At 41.6% G+C, this 18,071-nt stretch carries 12 protein-coding genes; 2 read left to right on the top strand and 10 right to left on the bottom strand.

What is annotated here, in order from left to right; translation table 11 throughout:
- Window positions 1-84 precede the first annotated feature (84 nt).
- The gene (locus DBX26_RS22650) at window positions 85-2,616 is read right to left on the bottom strand and encodes a formate C-acetyltransferase/glycerol dehydratase family glycyl radical enzyme (protein ID WP_118120969.1); all 2,532 of its coding nucleotides are present in this window, start codon (window positions 2,614-2,616) and stop codon (window positions 85-87) included.
- A gap of 256 nt (window positions 2,617-2,872) precedes the next feature.
- Between DBX26_RS22650 and DBX26_RS22645 the strand changes: the two genes are divergently transcribed.
- A complete protein-coding gene (locus DBX26_RS22645) occupies window positions 2,873-3,613 on the top strand; it encodes a sulfite exporter TauE/SafE family protein (RefSeq protein ID WP_118120968.1) in 741 nt (246 codons plus the stop codon).
- Window positions 3,614-4,606: 993 nt separating this feature from the next.
- Here the strand turns inward: DBX26_RS22645 and DBX26_RS22635 are convergent.
- From DBX26_RS22635 to DBX26_RS22615, 5 genes are all read right to left on the bottom strand, one after another.
- On the bottom strand, window positions 4,607-5,689 hold the full coding sequence (locus DBX26_RS22635; RefSeq protein WP_118120967.1) for a glycerol dehydrogenase: 1,083 nt from the start codon (window positions 5,687-5,689) through the stop codon (window positions 4,607-4,609).
- A 73-nt stretch (window positions 5,690-5,762) separates the two neighbouring features.
- Entirely contained in the window at window positions 5,763-7,385 is a 1,623-nt protein-coding gene (locus tag DBX26_RS22630; RefSeq protein WP_118120966.1) for a dihydroxyacetone kinase subunit DhaK, read from the bottom strand.
- A gap of 106 nt (window positions 7,386-7,491) precedes the next feature.
- Window positions 7,492-9,498, bottom strand: coding sequence for an alpha-glucosidase (locus tag DBX26_RS22625; protein WP_118120965.1), 2,007 nt, complete (start codon window positions 9,496-9,498; stop codon window positions 7,492-7,494).
- A gap of 97 nt (window positions 9,499-9,595) precedes the next feature.
- Window positions 9,596-10,645 (bottom strand): TRAP transporter substrate-binding protein DctP, encoded by a 1,050-nt coding sequence (gene dctP, locus DBX26_RS22620; RefSeq protein WP_118120964.1) that lies wholly within the window; start codon window positions 10,643-10,645, stop codon window positions 9,596-9,598.
- A gap of 112 nt (window positions 10,646-10,757) precedes the next feature.
- Window positions 10,758-11,255 (bottom strand): YgjV family protein, encoded by a 498-nt coding sequence (locus tag DBX26_RS22615; protein ID WP_254063567.1) that lies wholly within the window; start codon window positions 11,253-11,255, stop codon window positions 10,758-10,760.
- A gap of 201 nt (window positions 11,256-11,456) precedes the next feature.
- Between DBX26_RS22615 and DBX26_RS22610 the strand changes: the two genes are divergently transcribed.
- A complete protein-coding gene (locus DBX26_RS22610) occupies window positions 11,457-12,317 on the top strand; it encodes a LysR family transcriptional regulator (protein ID WP_118120963.1) in 861 nt (286 codons plus the stop codon).
- A gap of 711 nt (window positions 12,318-13,028) precedes the next feature.
- Here DBX26_RS22610 and cas6f read toward each other — a convergent pair.
- Genes cas6f through DBX26_RS22590 form a run of 4 tightly spaced genes read right to left on the bottom strand, consistent with a single transcriptional unit; the run spans window position 13,029 to window position 18,025 of the window.
- On the bottom strand, window positions 13,029-13,631 hold the full coding sequence (gene cas6f, locus DBX26_RS22605; RefSeq protein ID WP_118120962.1) for a type I-F CRISPR-associated endoribonuclease Cas6/Csy4: 603 nt from the start codon (window positions 13,629-13,631) through the stop codon (window positions 13,029-13,031).
- Window positions 13,632-13,642: 11 nt separating this feature from the next.
- Window positions 13,643-14,692 (bottom strand): type I-F CRISPR-associated protein Csy3, encoded by a 1,050-nt coding sequence (gene csy3, locus DBX26_RS22600; RefSeq protein ID WP_118120961.1) that lies wholly within the window; start codon window positions 14,690-14,692, stop codon window positions 13,643-13,645.
- Between the two features lie 3 nt (window positions 14,693-14,695).
- Complete coding sequence (locus DBX26_RS22595) at window positions 14,696-16,795, bottom strand: type I-F CRISPR-associated protein Csy2 (protein ID WP_118120960.1); 2,100 nt, start codon at window positions 16,793-16,795, stop codon at window positions 14,696-14,698.
- A gap of 18 nt (window positions 16,796-16,813) precedes the next feature.
- Entirely contained in the window at window positions 16,814-18,025 is a 1,212-nt protein-coding gene (locus tag DBX26_RS22590) for a TniQ family protein (RefSeq protein ID WP_118120959.1), read from the bottom strand.
- Window positions 18,026-18,071 lie beyond the last annotated feature (46 nt).

Raw genomic sequence — 18,071 nt, 5'->3', positions numbered from 1 at the left:
TCAAATTATGTAATAATCGCGGATACCCAAACCCGTTATGTACTTAAATGAGCTAGTGGTAGTTTGGGTATCATCTGGATTTAATTAAAACCTAAGTTCGGTGCGCTGAATCAAGTCGTCTTGCAACGGTTTACCTAATTCAACGAAATACGCACTGTACCCCGCTACTCGAACCAGCATATCTTTGTAGAGTTCAGGGTTCTTTTGCGCAGCTCGCATCTTCTCGGAGCTCATAATGTTGAACTGGACATGCATGCCTTGTTTATTAATGTACTCATCAACAAAACTAACCAAGATATCACGACCTTCTACACCAGATACGGCGTCTTCAGGAAAACGTAGATTAAGCAATGTACCATTGGTCGCCAAGCTGTGATCAACTTTGGTCACCGAATTAATCACCGCCGTTGGACCATTAATGTCGTGAGATCCAGCCGCCGTATGTACAGGCCCCATGTTATCTGAAATCGGCTCGCCACTCTTGCGGCCATCAAGCGAAGCATTGGTGTACAACCCCATTCCAACATTCGCATTCACAGTGTAAACGCCAGGGCTGAATTTACCGCCGCGGGGATTGTCACGCTCTTTAATATGACGGCAGTAACAATCGAACATAAACGAGAACAGTTCGTCCGCTTCATCATTATCGTTACCATAGTGTGGAATTTTAGAACTGTTCACTAAAGAATAGAGCTTTTGATGCCCTTCCCAATTATCCTTAACAGCATCAAGCAATTCTTTACCTGTATACTTCTTATCATCAAACACCAACTTTTTGATGGTAGCTAACGAGTCTGCACATGTCGCAATTCCAGCGGCTTGTGGCGCAGTACCATTATATTTTGCCCCGCCATAAGTCAAATCTTTTCCTGACTCTATACACCCCTCAAAGAAGGCTGAAATGTAAGGCGTTGGCTTAATCATTCGATGCATTTTGTCAGTCACATTGAGGCAGCTGCATAACTGATCACACCAATATGCGAATTGCTTATCGACACTCTCAAGGACTTCTTCAAAGGATTGATATGTATCTAGGCTACCTGTATCTGGGCCGAGCTGCATACCAGCATTTGGACCAGAAAGAATGCGGCCGCCATTTATTACCATCTCCATCAGCTTTGGAGTATTCACATAACCAGCATCTAACCAACCGTATTCTTTACCTGGAATCGTTGGCTCTACACATCCAACAACAGCATAATCCCGCGCTTCTTCCAATGTGACGCCTTTACCTAACATAGCTTTAATTGCTGGACCATCGTTAAACAATTTAGGGTGCCCATAGCCAGCACGAACACATTCAATGGTTTTAATTTTCAACTCATATGGTGTGCTTTCATGCAGACGTAAACATACCCAAGGATTCATCATTCGAGTGTGAACAGACGCTTCAAGCATCAACATGGTTAGATCATTAGTTGCATCATTGCCTTCGACATCAACACCACCAATCGTTAGGCTTTCTCCGCCAAATCCGCGACCATTACGAACCTTCACCGTGCCCTTGTCTTTTAGCTTGGTTGGGTTATTCATTTTGACATAAAGTACTTCAAGTACTTCAAGAATGAACGCTTTCGATACCCCATTTTCGCTGACATCTTTGTTGTAGAAAGGCAACATCCATTGATCCATACGACCATAAGATATTGAGTGCCCATTACCCTCAATTTGGGTCATAGTTACCGCAAAGTTGAACAATTGAGCTGCTTGCCAGAAAGTCTGCGGTACACCGCCGGCGATTTGGTAACAGTTTGCTGACATAGCTTGAAGTTCTTGTTTACGCTTATTCTTCGTTTCAGAAAACGCCATGTCCTCAGCGAGCAAAGCATAACGAGTAATGTATTTAATTGATGCTTTTAACGTAATAATGGTCGCTTTGTAATAATCACGTTTTTCACTGTAATCTGGGTCTTGTATAGACAACTGAGAAAGGGCCTCTCTCGCTTGCTCTAACACTCCGTTGTAACCGAGCGTCATCAGTTTTTTAAAATCCATCGCAAAGTGACCAATTCCCGCAAAGTGGTAGTTATTGGTTTGGAACACTTTCTCACCCATGTGCGACCCTTTCTTTTGGTCATCATCTAGATGAGCACTAATAAACTCATTGGCACTTCTGCCTTTCCAGTACTCACATAGTTCAAGGATTTCTGCGCGATCTTGCTCATTACGAATATAGAACTGATCGTTAGTACGCTCTTCAAAGGGCGAATTTAAAATTTCATCGATAATCCAATCGACAGAAAACTCCGGGTAGATAGGTGACGCTTTCGCTGGCGCTGCAATTTCCCCTAAGATCAAATCGTCTTCATAAATATGAAGCGTACTGTTAAGCAAGATATTTTCAAACGCATAAGCACACTGTAATATCCGTGGCACGGTTTCATTATTTTGAAACGCCTCAGTAACCAAACGTAATCTCTCAACATCAATATCATACGGTCTGTCAAGAAAGGTTTGACGAAGTTTATTTACTCGTGGGAACGGTGACCAATCCTCATGTCCCACTTCATAACCCAACCCATACACTTTATCAAATGCTTCTGTTCCTATAGCGTCAGTGTGATGACTTGTCCTTAGGTCGTAACAACTAACTTTTTCTGCTTGGAAATTTTCCATAGCTAACCTCATCAAAAAATAAATAATCAAAATGCCGATACTCACTCAAAAGAATATGAGCATTGGCATTTTGACCATGCCAAAGGTCGAAAAGTAGAAAGTTTCATTATACGAAAGAGGTAAAAACCATCTGAGACAAGAGTCACAAAGCGAAACCAAACGGACACAAAACAACAAAATGTGACATACGCAATGGTAATTATTTTCAATAATTCTATAGTAATCTTACATTCACTAAGTTCAAGAACTAGGACATATGGACACCACTATACTATTTATCTCGATGATCATAGCCTTAGCAGGCTTTACTCAAGGCTTGACAGGATTTGGGTCTGCGCTGGTATCAGTTCCGCTACTTTCACTTATAGTAGGGGCCCAAACAGCTGTACCGATTGCAGGTATTTTTGGCTGGTTAGTCACATTACCCGTTGTATGGAAAATGCGACATTCTATTCAGCGCCAAACAGGATTAGTTTTGTTTGCTGGTTCAATTCCAGCGTCATTTGTTGGTGCAAAGCTGCTGGCAACCATGCCCTCTCAGTACATCCTTTTGACTATGGGCAGCGTATTAGTTATTTCTAGCCTGCACTCCATGATGTCATCTAAGCCTTTGTTTAAAAAGACCTCAGTTCCAATTACAGTAGGTGCGGGCTTTACCTCTGGAGTTCTTGGTGCGACAGTGGGTGAGTCTGGCCCACCAGTGATTGCTTACACGTCAATGCAGCCGTGGACAGCAGACCAAACTAAATCGACGTTAGCTTTTTTCTTTATGCTGCAAATGATTGGCGCAAATATTAGTTTCTGGAATGAAGGCTTGATTACCGATGAAGTTTTATCGCATGTTGTTTCAGCACTCCCAGCGTTTGCTATTGGGCTAACGGGCGGTATGATCGGCTACCATTACTTACAGAAATACAATATTGACTACCACAAAATCGTCCACACTTTCTTACTTATCATTGGTTGCATGCTTGTGTACAAAAATGTCAGTTTTTAGACATTAAGAAACATTAAGAGATGGTAGCGCTAAGCTACCGTTTTTTATTTTTGCATCCATAAATATCCTACCAGAACCAGATTTTTCACTAGGGTCTATTGATTTTCGTTCTTTATAAAAGCATATAAATCGTGGCCAAAGGCAAATGGCTAGTCGTTTGTAGCCTAGTCATTCTGAGCAAACACCTATCAACAAAGAGTAAAACGTTTTTAGCGGGAGCGCCTAGCTAGAACCCTTCGGGCAGCGTTTGTGCTTCCTTGCTACTGCGTTTTCGGCTTAACAGTAAGTCAAATACATGTCAAAACCTTTGTCTTGTATAAAAAGCCCACAAACTGCTGTAAAAATCAGCTCAAAAGGTTAACAGCTCCTAGAATCTAACCTCAATAATTTAGGCAGTCATTTAAATAATTGGCTTGGCTTGATTTGTATTGGTCATCGACCTGATTACCACTTCTTTTGCTGTCGAGCTTAATTCAATAAAAAGCTTTTCTGGGCTGATATCGTCAGGTTCTGTATATTTTACTGCAATGATCTTTTGGGGAATATCAGCGCTATTTTTACTATTTCCCACTTTAAAAGATCGAGTGGTTCTAAATCAAAAACTGGTAACAACGCATGTGGACAAAGAGAGTTCGCCCTTCGGGAGCATGGCACTGACAAGATTTCTGCATCAAATTACTGGAGGGAGCACGCTATTTCACGGCACTATTTTCTTTAAACTTACGCCAGGGACAACACTCTGAAACTTGAAGTAGTTTTAGTATGAGTGGTGTAAGGCAACTGAAAATAAAGAAGAATAAGTAGCCGATTTAATAACAATCGAATAAATTTATAGTGAATGGTTTACATAGACCACTTTATTGTGAATTAAGTGGGTAATTTCCTTTTCATCTGATTTTTGTGTGGTAACCTCACGGCTTAACAGACAATAGAACTAAACTCAGATACAAAAACGGCCCTCACCTGAGAGCCGATTTGCTATTTATTGTATCCTTACAGACCAAGCTTATGTGCAGTTAGGATTGCGGCATACACTGATTTCGCTGTTACAGGGAAAGGCATGTTATGAATAGTTTCACCTTCAGCACATGACGCTTTTGCTACTTCCATTAGCTTATCATTGTTCAATTCTTTTACACCCATTTGGTGTAAGTTAGTTGGTAGACCGACCGCGCGGCAAAAGTTAAGCACCTCTTCTATTTCCGCTTGCGCTGCATTCTCTAGAACCAACTGCGTGATTGTACCAAACGCAACTTTTTCACCGTGTAATAGGTGATGACACTCTTCTAGTTTAGTCAGGCCGTTGTGAATTGCGTGTGCCGCAGCCAGACCAGAACTTTCAAAACCGATACCAGAAAGGTAAGTGTTGGCTTCAATGATGTTTTCCAGTGCTTTAGTAGCCACTTTATTTTCAGCCGCCGCTTTGGCTTTCACACCATCTGCAATCAATGTTTCATAACATAGCTTTGCTAATGCCTGAGCTGAGCGTGTTGGCGCACCACCTGCCATAGTCGATTTACCTGATAAACCATTTGCGCGCGCCTCAAAGTAAGTTGATAGCGCATCCCCCATACCTGCTACGAGCGTACGAACTGGGGCAGCTGCAATAATACCTGTATCCATGATTACCATATTTGGGTTTGATGGGAACATTAGGTATTCACTGAACTCACCTTCTGGTGTGTAGATTACGGCTAGTGCTGAGGTTGGGGCATCTGTTGATGCAATAGTAGGAACAACTACCACAGGCACTTTAGAGTAGTAGGCTACTGCTTTTGCGGTATCAAGGGTTTTACCACCTCCGATGCCGATAATTACGTCATTGCCTTGCTGTGCACTTACTTCAATCAGACGTTCAATCTCAACGCGGGAGCACTCACCACCAAAGGTATCGAAGTTTGCTTCAAGACCCTCACCAATAACGCTGGTTTCTGTACGGTCACGAACCAAACCCATAACGAAGTCATCAGCAATTGCGAGGGGCTTTTTACCAAATACCGAAACATATTTACCGATGTTGTCTAAAGAACCTTCACCTTGAATGTACTTACTAGGAGAGATAATAATGTTGTCCATATTGAATTCCTTCTTTTTAATTCTGTTTCACAGTAATTGCTTGGATCGCCAACACTGGTGACCCTTTGCGTGGTTAGAACTGACTAAATACTTTCTCTACAGCGAATGCACCTGGATCTTTGGTTCCTGATAGGCTGTCGCTATTTAGGTAAGAAGAGCGGCCTGCTTTAGCGCTAGTCATTGCTACTGTTGATTCTGCCCCCGCTTGTGCAGCTTCGATGGCGGCAACAAAGCCTTCTTGAATCCATGCCTCAAGCGCGGGATGCAGTGCGTCAATCATAGTGCGATCACCTGGTTTAGCTCCACCATAAGCCATCATCTGTCCAAGGCCTGCTTGAAGTGACTTTGGAAGCGAACCATTAAGTTCAAAGTCTCGTCCCGCTGCTGTAAACATGATCGATAGCAACACGCCTGACGACCCGCCCATAACTGACGTTAGGCAGTCTGCGATTGTAGTTAGTAGTTTCGCTTTGTCTTGTAGGGGCAGCTGTTTCGCCTCTAGTTGTGCTAGCACTTTACGAGCACCTGCGGCGAACGTGGAGCCGGTATCCCCATCACCAACGATTGAGTCTAAATGGTTAAGTTCAGCCTCAATATCGATGATTGTCTGACAAACTTTATATAACACCTGCGCCGTTTCTTCATCATAAGATGGCATAAAGGTGTTCTTGGTAATTTGGTTTTGACAATTAGTTACAGGGACTTCGCGCCGAACAACAGCACCTGGCCATGCCGCAGTTTCAACTTCAGACATAAGTGCTTTAGTGATTTCATCGTTCAGCTGAATTGAAGAGATTGAGAAGCCTTTCATATCAATCGCCGTCATTAGTGCACCACTGACGATTAGCTTAGCATGATGACCGAGCTCTGACTCCACTACTTCTTTAGCCACAATATTCATCTCAGTAGGAGACAAACCACCTAAATTATTAATCAAAATAGCGTTATCTGATAGTGAATTAGCGTCAACTAACTTACTTATCATGGTCGCAACGAGCTCTTTTGCTTTTGGCAGGTCAATAGTTTCGATACCAGCTTCACCGTGAATACCTAAACCCAGCTCGGCTTTTCCTTGAGCAATACGGTCGTTGCTTTCACCTGGTAATGAGCAACTCTTTAATGCTACACCAATAGAAGCGGTTTTGTCGTTTGCATCGATAGCCGCTTGTTTTACGTCTTCAAGCGAGCCGCCACTTTCAGCAACATAACCAGCAACTTTCTGTACAAGCACTGTGCCAGCAATACCTCGAGGTTGAGGGTTACCAGGGATTGAGATGTCATCTCCCACAACGATAAGATCAACGTTGCGCCCCATCTCTTTGGCTTTCTCGACGGCCAAACCGAAGTTCAAGCGGTCACCAGTATAGTTTTTGATGATAACCAAACAGCCAGCGTCTCCTGTCACATGTAGGATAGCGTTAAGCACCGCATCGACACTTGGCGCAGCAAACAAATCACCACATACCGCGGCTGTTAGCATACCTTTGCCAACAAAACCAGCATGTGCAGGCTCGTGACCTGAGCCACCACCACAAATCAATGCGACTTTCTCTTTGTTCCAATCGCTGCGTGCTACGATTTTGATGTCATCATCGAAGTCTAGAAAAGTGAGGTTTTCACGAGCACTGGTGTAAAGCGTGCCCCAGATAGAGTCCATTACGAACGACTCTTTGTTGTTTAAGATTAGATCAGACATATTTATTCCAGATTTTGTTCAAACGAATTTGAGGAGCACCTCCATTTCTGGAGATGCTGACTTGTTGTTTTAATAGTGAACCAGACTGGTACACTAAACGGCTGAACTAGATGTATTGGATACTTTCTAGAAGGTGCACGCTCTTAGACTTCTTACGGTAGAATACAGGCGGTTGACCGACTGGAGCGTCTACTTTAACCCAACCGCCCGTGAACGTTTCGCCACTCCAAACATGTACCCACTCATCTTCAGGTAGGTAAAGCTTTTTCACTGTTTCACCTTGGTTGTAAACGGGTGCCACCAGCAAGTCCCTACCAAAGAGGTACTGGTATTGAATTTGGTATGCTTCTGAATCTTGCTCATAGTGCATAAACAGTGGGCGCTGAACGGGCATTCCTTTGGTTGCGTTTTCTTCTACTGCTGCTTTGATGTATGGCTTGAGGTGTTTGTATACTTTGGTCATACGTGCTAGGTGAGCCATAGTTTCAGAATCAGTATCGAACTGGTGATTATCATCTGGTCGATTACCTTCATGTGTACGCATGATTGGCGTAAATGCTGCCATCTCGGCCCAACGTTGAAACAGCTCTTTTGAACGCTTATTTCCATGCAGTGTGGTGTAGCCGCCGATATCGCTATGGCTAATGCCGTTGCCCATCAAGCCAGCAGAAAGTGCCGCCGGAATTACTGACGCTAAACCGTCATCTTTCTCCCAGAACACTGACTGATCTCCCGCCCAAAGTGCATGGCAGTAGCGCTGTATTCCTGTAGCACCGGCACGCATGAAGAATAAAATGTCGTCAGTTTTTCCTGCTTCTCTAACTGCTTCATGTTGTACTTTTGCCCAGCGGAGTGGCCATTTGTTATGCTCAATCTCTGCACTCACGCCATTGTATAATGAACAATCTGTTGGCAGATATTCACCGAAGTCTCCCATCCAGCCATCAAGGCCGAAATCGATCATATTTTTCTGAATAACACCCTTGTACCATTCACAAGCTTCAGGGTTAGTGAAATCAACAACACCACAGTAAAACTCTCCAAAATCGACAACGTATTTTGAACCATCTTCTTTTGTTGCTAAATAGCCCTTATCTAACGCCTCTTCATACAGAGGGAAACTTTCTAGCACATAAGGGTTGATATACCCTAGGAAGCGAATACCATCTTCTTTCATTTGGTGAATTTTAGTGTTCAAGTCAGGATATAGTTCTTCATTCCATTGCCAATCCCACTGCAAGCGTTTCCCAAACGATGTCATCTTGATCCCTTGCCAGTCTTGACACCATACTCCTGCGAGTTCAATCCCCGCTTCTTTTGCTGATGATATTTTGTCAAGAGTAATCTCTGTCCCACCCTGAATGCCTAAGATAACACCGTTGTAGACCCATTCTGGCAATCTTGGCTGGCGACCAAATACATCAGTAATGTTAGTCATTAGCTCGGGGAAAGAATCTTCTGCATCTAAAAGCAAGTAGTCAGGTATATTCCAGCACTGCAACTCATGATACTGTTTGTGAGTAAAATCGAAATCAGCGTAAGCCGTAGTTTCTAAGTGACAAAAGTACTTCTTATCAGATATGAAAGTTGGTTGAGGATAGTTAGTGTTATAATAGTCACCACCAGCTTTATCTTTAACGTCAGCTTGCCAAGTGGTATAGCTATTTTTATTACGTCCTACACCAGGCTCAGAACTCCAAAGTGGAAAATTTTTACCCCGCAAATTTAGGTAACTTAGTTGTTCACCACAACCGTAAACGGCTTCATTCTCCGTCGCTGCGAGGCGAATCCAGAAACGATTATATTTTGCATCTAAAGAGGTAAATTCTAATTTCAACCGACCTTCTACGGTCTCAAATATACGTACATTTAATGCCACATCACCATCATAACTAAAGCTAATCATGATATCATTCGTGTTTTCAGCAATAACGAACTTCTTTAAAGGCAAGCGCTCCACGACATAATCTTTAATATCAAAGTTTCCTCGATACATATCAAAAGTACCTTGACCAATACCGAGATATAAAGCTGGGTTAAATTCCGTATGTTCTAATACAGTCCTATTTTTATGGTTAATAATAAAACCGGTTTGAGTTTGAATTAATTTCATCTAGGGCACTCCCAAATTGTAGAAAAAAATAAAGGTGCACTGAAAGTAGAAGTACACCTACTAGTGTTTTTAATATATTCCTAATTAGGAAAGGAAATTAATTAAACTGAATATCGTAATCAGACTGAATTTGCATTTCACAAGTATTAATTTCCTTCTCGAAACGTTCTAACCATTTTTTACCTTCAGAACCGGTTGACTCCAAGAAAGATTCTTTAACTGGTGCAGCTGCAGTTTTAAATGCTTGTTTTTCATCTTCTGTTGGGTTGTAAACCACGCCATCAGCTTTCTTAAACTCTTCGTAAGCCGAGTACTCTTTATGCTTAGGGTATGAGCGCAGATACTGGTTTTGAGCCGCTATGCCATCTATAATGACTTTCTTTAGCTCATCAGGAAAAGACTTGAATTTCTTGTCGTTGAACACCCAAGCCCCCCCCATGTAACCATGTCCATCAAGAATCATATATTCAAGACTCTCATGGAATTTGTTCATGGTAATGTCTACGACCCCATTTTTTGTACCATCAACCATGCCTGTTGATAATGCTGTATATACCTCTGGCCATGCAATTGGCGTTGGTGCCCCGCCAAGTGCTTTAACTAAATCTTGCTGAGTTTTTGCTGGGACTGTACGCAACTTCAGACCCTTTACATCTGAAGGATTCTTGACTTGTTTACTAGTCGTTGCAATATTGCGCCAACCTCCAGAATTAGATACCGCCATTAGACGTACATTTGGTGCTCGCTTCAGAAGCTCGTTACGCACATCTCCAATAAACTTCTCATTGTCGTATACACACTCTGCGACACGATCGTTTGGCAATAGGTAAGGTAGGTCAAAGGCACCGACTGGCTGCCAAAAGTTACCTAATTCAGGAATGGTTGTTTGGAAGTAATCGAACATACCAGCTTGTACACCCGCGATACATTCTTTTGCATTTGAGCATAATTGACCAGAAGGATAGATATCTACTTCTATCTGGCCATTCGAGCGTGACTCTACATAGTTCTTAAGTACGAGTAGCGACTGATGGTTATAGCCGTCCGTTGTTGTCACATGAGGCACTGTTAACTTGTACTCTGCTGCACTTGCAGTAGTTGCGATGGCAAGAGAGGCCAAAGAGAGGCTCAATAGTGTTTTCTTCATAATTTGTCCCTTCTGTGTTATTGGTTACGACTCTTCTTATTACTGTTTTATTAAAGCGAAGAGAAGTTATTTTAAAATATAAGTAACGCGTATATCATCAACTGATTTTAATTTACAATTTTTGTTTATTATTAAGTCTAATAATAGTAATGCTTATCATTGTCAAATTGAATAAGTCATTAATGAGCCCACCATATGAACCGACTAAAAAAGAATTAGCTGCCCAGATAAGAGTACAATTAAAGAAGGCTATTCGCATACGCATACCATGCGCACAGAATAAAGCGTAGCAACTTATAATTGACGCCATAGTCGGAAGTAAATCTCGAGGCTCAGAGTAAAAATAAATACTGATTAAAACTTGGATTACAAAGAAAATTAAAAAAACTTTAACACCCTTAAATTTAACAGAAACTAACGCACGAAAAGAATTCACAAACAGGTTAAAGCCAGTAACAACTGCACCAAGTAAGGTGAAGTGGATTGAGAAAATGAGGCAAGAAACACATATCAATGATCTCATTCGGTTATCGTTAACCGTTGATGCGGCTAGTATATTCACACCTAAAGCCACAAATCCTAGTGATTGAATCAAAACCTCATCCATCATTCCATTTCCAAGAAGTAAACAGAGAGCAAAACTGTAACAAGGAATCCCACATCACAATCGGCAGTTAACCCACACAACCTGCTTGTAGAGCTTAGTTACTGATTTATGCCGGACCACATTTATCCTTACATGCAGCCAACTATAAAAGACATGTTCGATGAGTTATAATGAATAAAATTCAGCTTTCAATTCCAAAACAGAATGGATATAGATTTACTTCGCACTTTTTGCCAGTTGGCTGACGATAAGAACTTCCGTGTCGCTTCTGAACATCTTTACATCACTCAGTCCGCACTCACAAAAAAAGTAAAGCGTCTTGAAGAGCAGCTCAATGTAGTACTGTTTGATCGTGGCAGACATGGCGCAGAGTTAACCCCTATGGGTAAGGTCTTATTACCAGAAGCAAAACGTGTTCTGAAAGGATTTGACTCGTTCAAGACTCTATCAAAATTTGTAGCAGAAGGAACATCAGGTCATTTGAATATCGGATTTGGTATATCATCGTTTCACGAAGCCCCAAACTACATTGCCCGATTTAAACAAGATTTCCCTAATGTGCACGTTACTTTAAACGACTACCCATCTCATAAACTGGTCGAAGAACTTCTGTTGGGAAATCTTCAATTGGGGTTTGACCGACTCCCTATAGAATCACCGTTAACAGCAATACCATTATTCACAGATCGTCTAGCAATCGCCGTCCATGAAAAAGAGAAAATAGACATTAAAAATTTGTGGAGATCATTGAGTCACCTCAATTACCTTGCCTTGAGCCGTGATAAAAACCCGACAATGAACAAGCACATCACCACCTATCTGTGGGAAGCTCAACAGCGACCAGCAATTGTTGAAGAAGCAGATGACATAATTACTGTATTAGCATTGGTCTCTGCTCGTTTGGGTTATACTATTATTCCAGCAAGTGTTGCACGTATCAGTCAACCTCAGATACGCTTCATCCCTTTAACCGGAGAACATGCTCTGTGGTCAGTAGGCTTATTGTGGAACTCTGCTTTTTCAGACCCTGTGCGACATGCATTTATACAGAAAGTGAAAAGCTAGAAAAGTGTCTTCATTTTTCACACTGTGATCACCAAGCGATTCTATCGTACCTTAACTACCAACCGATTTTGTCGGTTGACTAATTACCAAGGGAAAATGACGGATCCATTTCTATACCTAACCCTTTGAATAGGTCAACTCACCATTCAGGGGTTAGTAAGGATGATCATCACGGACTCTCGTTCCCAGCTTTCTGTTGATGTGATCGCTAAAGTTACTCAAGGTAAGATCAGCTTTAACAGTGCTTTCAAGTTCAGGCGCACGAAATGAGTGTTCGCAATCACCGAAAGACGCACTTGGTTAGCTATCCATTCAAATGAACGTTTTATAATTTACATGCATTCTGATACGCTGAAAATACTGATTTGGTTGTAACGGTTTAACTGTTTGAGATCCGAGAAACAAAAAAGGCAGAACCACTATATCTGCCTTATAAATGGTAAAATTCAAACTACCTATTCGGCAGGGTTTTACCTGAGTATTTTTTTAACATTTTCTTAGCTGCCTACTCGGCAGGTCACCCGATGCTGTGTGTTAGCCAAAAGTTGTGATTTTTCTTAGCTGCCTACTCGGCAGATCACTATAAATTATAGACGATAACTTAATGATTTTCCTATTAGAACAAACAAAAATTTGTATATTACCCTTTTCTTGCCTCTTACTGTAACCCACTGTTTTATCGTAAAATAAATGGGAACTTCAAAAAGATGGTCAAATATACAGCGCAGGGACCGTCCCTCTTTTTTCTTGCTTTGTCGCTAAGCCATAGCTACTAAAATCTTGCTGCCCTCTTGATTCGACGCGTTCTTTTTGAATATGTAATATATAATCCTGGCCAGATGAGCCACTAGAAATTGGAATGCGGTGATAATGTTCCACAACACGTTCCTCAACAGCAACCGGGGTATGCTCAAAATCCAATAATTCAGCTCTCGTCATACATCGTTTTATCCTTCGTTTTTTAGAAGCAATAAAACTCTTGCCAATCGCTTGATTTCTTACAAACCTCACTTCAGAAGACGATTTTGGAACCTCATCAACTTTCGAAAGTTCAAATACGCCTTCTTTTGTCATCCTGGAAAAGTAAGGTTGGAAAGCTAGCCCCAATAGCGCTTCTTTATCTTCCATAACAAAGGCGATCATGTCACCAACATCCTTCGTATTCCAGCGAGGAAAACAAACTCCCACTTTATTTTTCACGTCAGGGTTGTTAATTGAAAACAAATGCATCTGGTATATACAGCGACCAGCCAAGAGTCCAAAATCCGCATACGATGGAACATAGCGAATCGAAAAGTAATATCTTCTTTCCATCAGTATCCCCCTCATTTAGATTTGGATTTAGATTTGGTTTTCGAGCAATTGAATAAACCACCTTTAATAAGCACCGACAAAATAAAATGAACATCATTAGGTATCGATTTAGATTTATCCATCTCTTCTATCCACTTTTCAGTACGACGAATCAACTGATAAAAATCGTTACCTAATAGTGAATGACGTCTTGCAATTACATATTCCCTGTCAGCCCCATACTCATTCACTCTTAACGGCTTATCTGCATTTTCATGCCACCAATCATCGATTGATTGTAATGCTGCACCAATTTTTTGAGCATGAAATGCAGCTGTCTCTTGTTCATAGTTCAAAGACACCTTAGCTAACTGCCTTGTGGGAATTCCATCTTGTTTAACATCTATAAACTCTTGGCTTGGATAGACCTCATCCCCTCGTCCGACTGACATTACAGCTTTCACGTCCATATAGAAGCATTGAGATCTGTCAGACAATGCTCTCGACAAATAGCTCGTTAATTGTTCTAGGCTTTGTGTTGATTGCTCATCCCAGTTACCATACCAAGAAAGCTTTGTTGCATCATAGACTTCAATGGATTCACCATCACTCGTCATCACTTGGATTGTAACTCCACGGCAATCTTTATTTCTCCATAACCAACTCCCGAGCAGTATATTTTTCGCATAACGATAAGCAAGTTCTTGATAACCGTTCAGCTCTTTATAAACTTTGGCAAGCGACATTAATTGCTCGCGCACTTTATCATCACTACATACATCAGGATGTAACGAGTTAGCTCTGATTCGAAGTGAAAACTCACAGATTATTTCATTGGTCAATGGTGGAACATAGCATTCTTCAATAAATTGAGGATTGGAATAAGATAAGTCCTGAGGTGCAACATTTTTTTTGACAAATGAACTACCTTGATAAGCTTCCGCATACCCGCCTTTTGGTGCCCGTATGTGAGTTTTATCAATCGCTAAAGGGCACCTATCTCCATTCGAAGCCAAGTAGTAAAAATACGCTTTCCCTGGAGAGATAGACCGCAAATAATTGAGTTGACGACACAGTTCCATACCCTATTCCTTGTATTTTTTTACAAGAATAGTTGTTGAACTGCATTCTAGCGACCAAAAAGCCTCCTGAAAAAACTGTTTGCTTCCGGCAAAACGCATCTCTATAGGAATAACCTGTTTAGCTACAGTCAATGTATTTTCGGCATAAGTGTGTAACGCAGTGAGGGCATTATTTCGATGTATAGGAATCTCTAAAAAGTGGTATCCATTTGAGACTGGTAGACAGCCACTATTCTGATCCAAAGTCGATTCCAATTCATCAAAACTATCAGGTTGCAGCTCATAGGGATATAACCAGCGCCCATAAACGGGTAAGCCCTTTAATGAATGAAACAAGCTAGAGCGACTTTCAAACGTTCGAAGCCAGTCGATTTTTGATGAGATAAGAGGTTGGAACAATGAACCTCCAGCCAAAGAGAGCGGAAGTACGGACTTAAGTTCTGCACAGTAATTCGATAATCTGCCATGGCTTTTTACGCGTATAACTAAATCTATTTCTAAGTCAGCAAACCTATCACTTCGAATCGTTGGACGCTTTGCATTTGAAATGGCACGGACTTTTTCTACTGAATTGGGCTCCGTCAACTTCGCGCCCAGAGTAATGCTTTGACTTCGGACATATATCGAAAAGCCGGCAAACTCATAAAACACATCACTGTTGATCGATCTATTGAACTCTCTTTGATAGTGATGAACAAAGCCCCAAATAGCCGTTAGTGATGGAACACCACATAAGTATGGACAACTCATCGCCAGGGAGTCTTGCACCCGCAGTGAAGAAAGGTAGATATACTGTTCACCCTGGCCACTAACTTCATCTTCCTGAGGCTCGCTCAGTTTGTTAAGAACCCAAACTATCTGAGATTTAACAACTTGTAGCAGTTTAGGATGATAAGCAAATTTTCTGGTAAATTTATTCTCTTGAAATACATAATGTAAGCGCTGATTGAACTGGCTTACCAGCGCGGGTAGATCTGATTCAGGTAGCGTTAGAAAGTCTTGAACCAAGCTTTCATGCTCCTCAATGACGCCCTCTCGTTCATCGTTATCGAAACGATCGCGCAGTTCAATTAACGGTAGCATCCACAAGGCGACCTGCTTTCTCAAAATTCTACTTTGATCTTTTCGCGATTTAATTCTTCGTTTGTGTGATGTAGGTGTTTCTGTTCCAGTCAAACGACTTAGAACTTTACATATTCTTTCATTCGTTAGCTGGAAATCATCAAAATACCGACCACTCGCTAACCTGCTGTCGGCTAGTGTTTTTCTTAATGTTGACCTATTTGTCGATGAAGGCACATCTAATGGGTAATTCAGTACTTGCATGTTACCACCCACACTACCACATAAATTCCCGATACTTGCTGAGTTAGGGAATGACAAAGTCACAAACTTGAGATGACTCTCTGCGTTTCGATAACGATGTTCCAATTCCCGTTGCATCGCATGGCTCACAACGGGAGTAATCGATAAATAATCTCCGTTCCAAGGGAAACGCAGCTGCTTAGAGTACGAATCAACATAGCGAGGAAACGATTGTGAGGAAAGCTGCAACTCAATTTCGGTTCTAAGGCGTTCAAGCGACTTTTCGCTCAAACCAAAGGCCCTCAGCAAGTCTAGCCAAATTGGGTTTTGTTGCTCTATTAAGGTAAGAATATTGGTGGGTTGAGACTGCCAAATGAAAGAATTCAGCAACCAAATAGTGTAGCGATAAGCAGCCGAATTATGCGCCCAGCCTAAGCTTGGCTTCAACGTAGCACTTGAAATGAAAACGTCATCTGCAGGAAGAGGTTCACCAATAATATTCTGCTTACTTACTCGGCAATCTGGGTATTTTAGGTTATGGGTGTGGAACCATTGTACCTCTGCCAGCGAGGCTGTTAGGTTGTCTTGCTCTGTGAGATAATCTAGCGCTCGTTCATCACCCAGCCAGTTAATATGCTTCGCTCCTTTGGGGTAAAAACTTAAGTTAAGCAGTATGGTTAAAGCTTCTTTTTCACAGCCATCAATTTCGATATCTTCACTATAAGGCATGAATACTTTTTTTAACGTCTTCTGCTTGACCACTTCATCTTCAATTCGCAATACATCACTTAGCTTCATCGTTATTACTTTCCTGAATTACCAGTTCGAGAGATAGACACTAAGGCCATCACTCTCGGAACACATACGAACCAACTTAGTCTCTATCATTCCTCTCAAAGTAAATACTGGTTCGTGGCGAGCTAGTTTAGTGTGTATCTTCGGTCGAAATGCTGCTTGAATCTCACCGAAATTATACAAACGATATACTTCATCGGTACTACATGAAAGCAACGTAGACGCTTCAAAAGGGCTCAACAAAACATCTGCGATATTTCCTTTAGGCAACGAGGAACTGTCTGCAACTAAACGAGTGAGATAATGTAAAATCTCAACTAACACAATATTTTTACTTAACTGGCGACTTGGGAGTTCACGGCACTCTAGCAACAATTCCCCAAACACTTCTCTGAAAAACACCTTTCTCCATTGCTTTACTCGAACCACATCAGCTTTATCTCCCAGCTTATCCAGTTCGTGGTGTAACGGTTTTGGCCACTCTGCACAATATTTTACAAAGGCGTCAAAGCTGATATCTTTTAGATCGCCATAGCGGTTCACGTACCAAAGCAAAAAACCATAGCGCTCTGAGGTTGTCATATCTTTGCTCATGACGCCCCCTTCCATAGGTGACTCTCCGGCTAGCCAGTGAGCTACCATCAACTCGCTTTCAGACGATACTTTTGCCTCAGCTTCGGCAAGGTTAGAACCACATTCACAATATTGAATGCGTTCTGAATTCTGATACTCAAGTCGGCAAGCGCATTCTGGGCATTGATGGAGCAACTTGCAGCCGTGCTCCGCACATGATTGAACAGGTATAAACTGCCAATTCTGTCGTATATACGGCGCATCACCCAAACACATAGGACAAATTGGTGTAAATCTCTTTCTCAGAAAGGAAAAGGGATAATCCACACCGAAACGATGCACAGCTTTTAATTTTGGTGAAAAATTGGCTTTTGAGTGCATTAAGGCCAAACGTAAAACACCAAAGTTGTTGAGTTTAATTCGGCGTTCTAGGTCAATGAGGACACGCGCTCTCATTTCGCTGGTTGTATGCCCGTGATAAATGTTGATGCAATTAAGCTCTAGTGGGAAAGCACCTGACATCGCCTCATTTTCATTAAGTGTTTGATACCAGATGTCTTCTGCAAAATGGGAAAATCGCTCGTACCCTTGCTCTTGCGATAGTCGCAACAGAAAGCTTTCGAGCGATTCATCAGGGTATAGTTGAATATTTTTAATCACAAGTCACCACTAAAACTTAGAATAACTAAGTTTTAGTATTGCTGAT

This window comes from Vibrio sp. dhg, assembly GCF_003443775.1.
GTDB classification, from domain to species: Bacteria; Pseudomonadota; Gammaproteobacteria; order Enterobacterales; family Vibrionaceae; genus Vibrio; species Vibrio natriegens.
Note: the sequence above shows the minus strand (reverse complement) of the source record. Positions and strands in the feature narration are given on the sequence as shown.

Bases quoted from the DNA above. Each gene is read 5' to 3' on its own strand.
- DBX26_RS22650 (WP_118120969.1), bottom strand. From the start codon at position 2,616: ATGGAAAATTTCCAAGCAGAAAAAGTTAGTTGTTACGACCTAAGGACA.
- DBX26_RS22645 (WP_118120968.1), top strand. From the start codon at position 2,873: ATGGACACCACTATACTATTTATCTCGATGATCATAGCCTTAGCAGGC.
- DBX26_RS22635 (WP_118120967.1), bottom strand. From the start codon at position 5,689: ATGGACAACATTATTATCTCTCCTAGTAAGTACATTCAAGGTGAAGGT.
- DBX26_RS22630 (WP_118120966.1), bottom strand. From the start codon at position 7,385: ATGTCTGATCTAATCTTAAACAACAAAGAGTCGTTCGTAATGGACTCT.
- DBX26_RS22625 (WP_118120965.1), bottom strand. From the start codon at position 9,498: ATGAAATTAATTCAAACTCAAACCGGTTTTATTATTAACCATAAAAAT.
- dctP (WP_118120964.1), bottom strand. From the start codon at position 10,645: ATGAAGAAAACACTATTGAGCCTCTCTTTGGCCTCTCTTGCCATCGCA.
- DBX26_RS22615 (WP_254063567.1), bottom strand. From the start codon at position 11,255: ATGATGGATGAGGTTTTGATTCAATCACTAGGATTTGTGGCTTTAGGT.
- DBX26_RS22610 (WP_118120963.1), top strand. From the start codon at position 11,457: ATGGATATAGATTTACTTCGCACTTTTTGCCAGTTGGCTGACGATAAG.
- cas6f (WP_118120962.1), bottom strand. From the start codon at position 13,631: ATGGAAAGAAGATATTACTTTTCGATTCGCTATGTTCCATCGTATGCG.
- csy3 (WP_118120961.1), bottom strand. From the start codon at position 14,692: ATGGAACTGTGTCGTCAACTCAATTATTTGCGGTCTATCTCTCCAGGG.
- DBX26_RS22595 (WP_118120960.1), bottom strand. From the start codon at position 16,795: ATGAAGCTAAGTGATGTATTGCGAATTGAAGATGAAGTGGTCAAGCAG.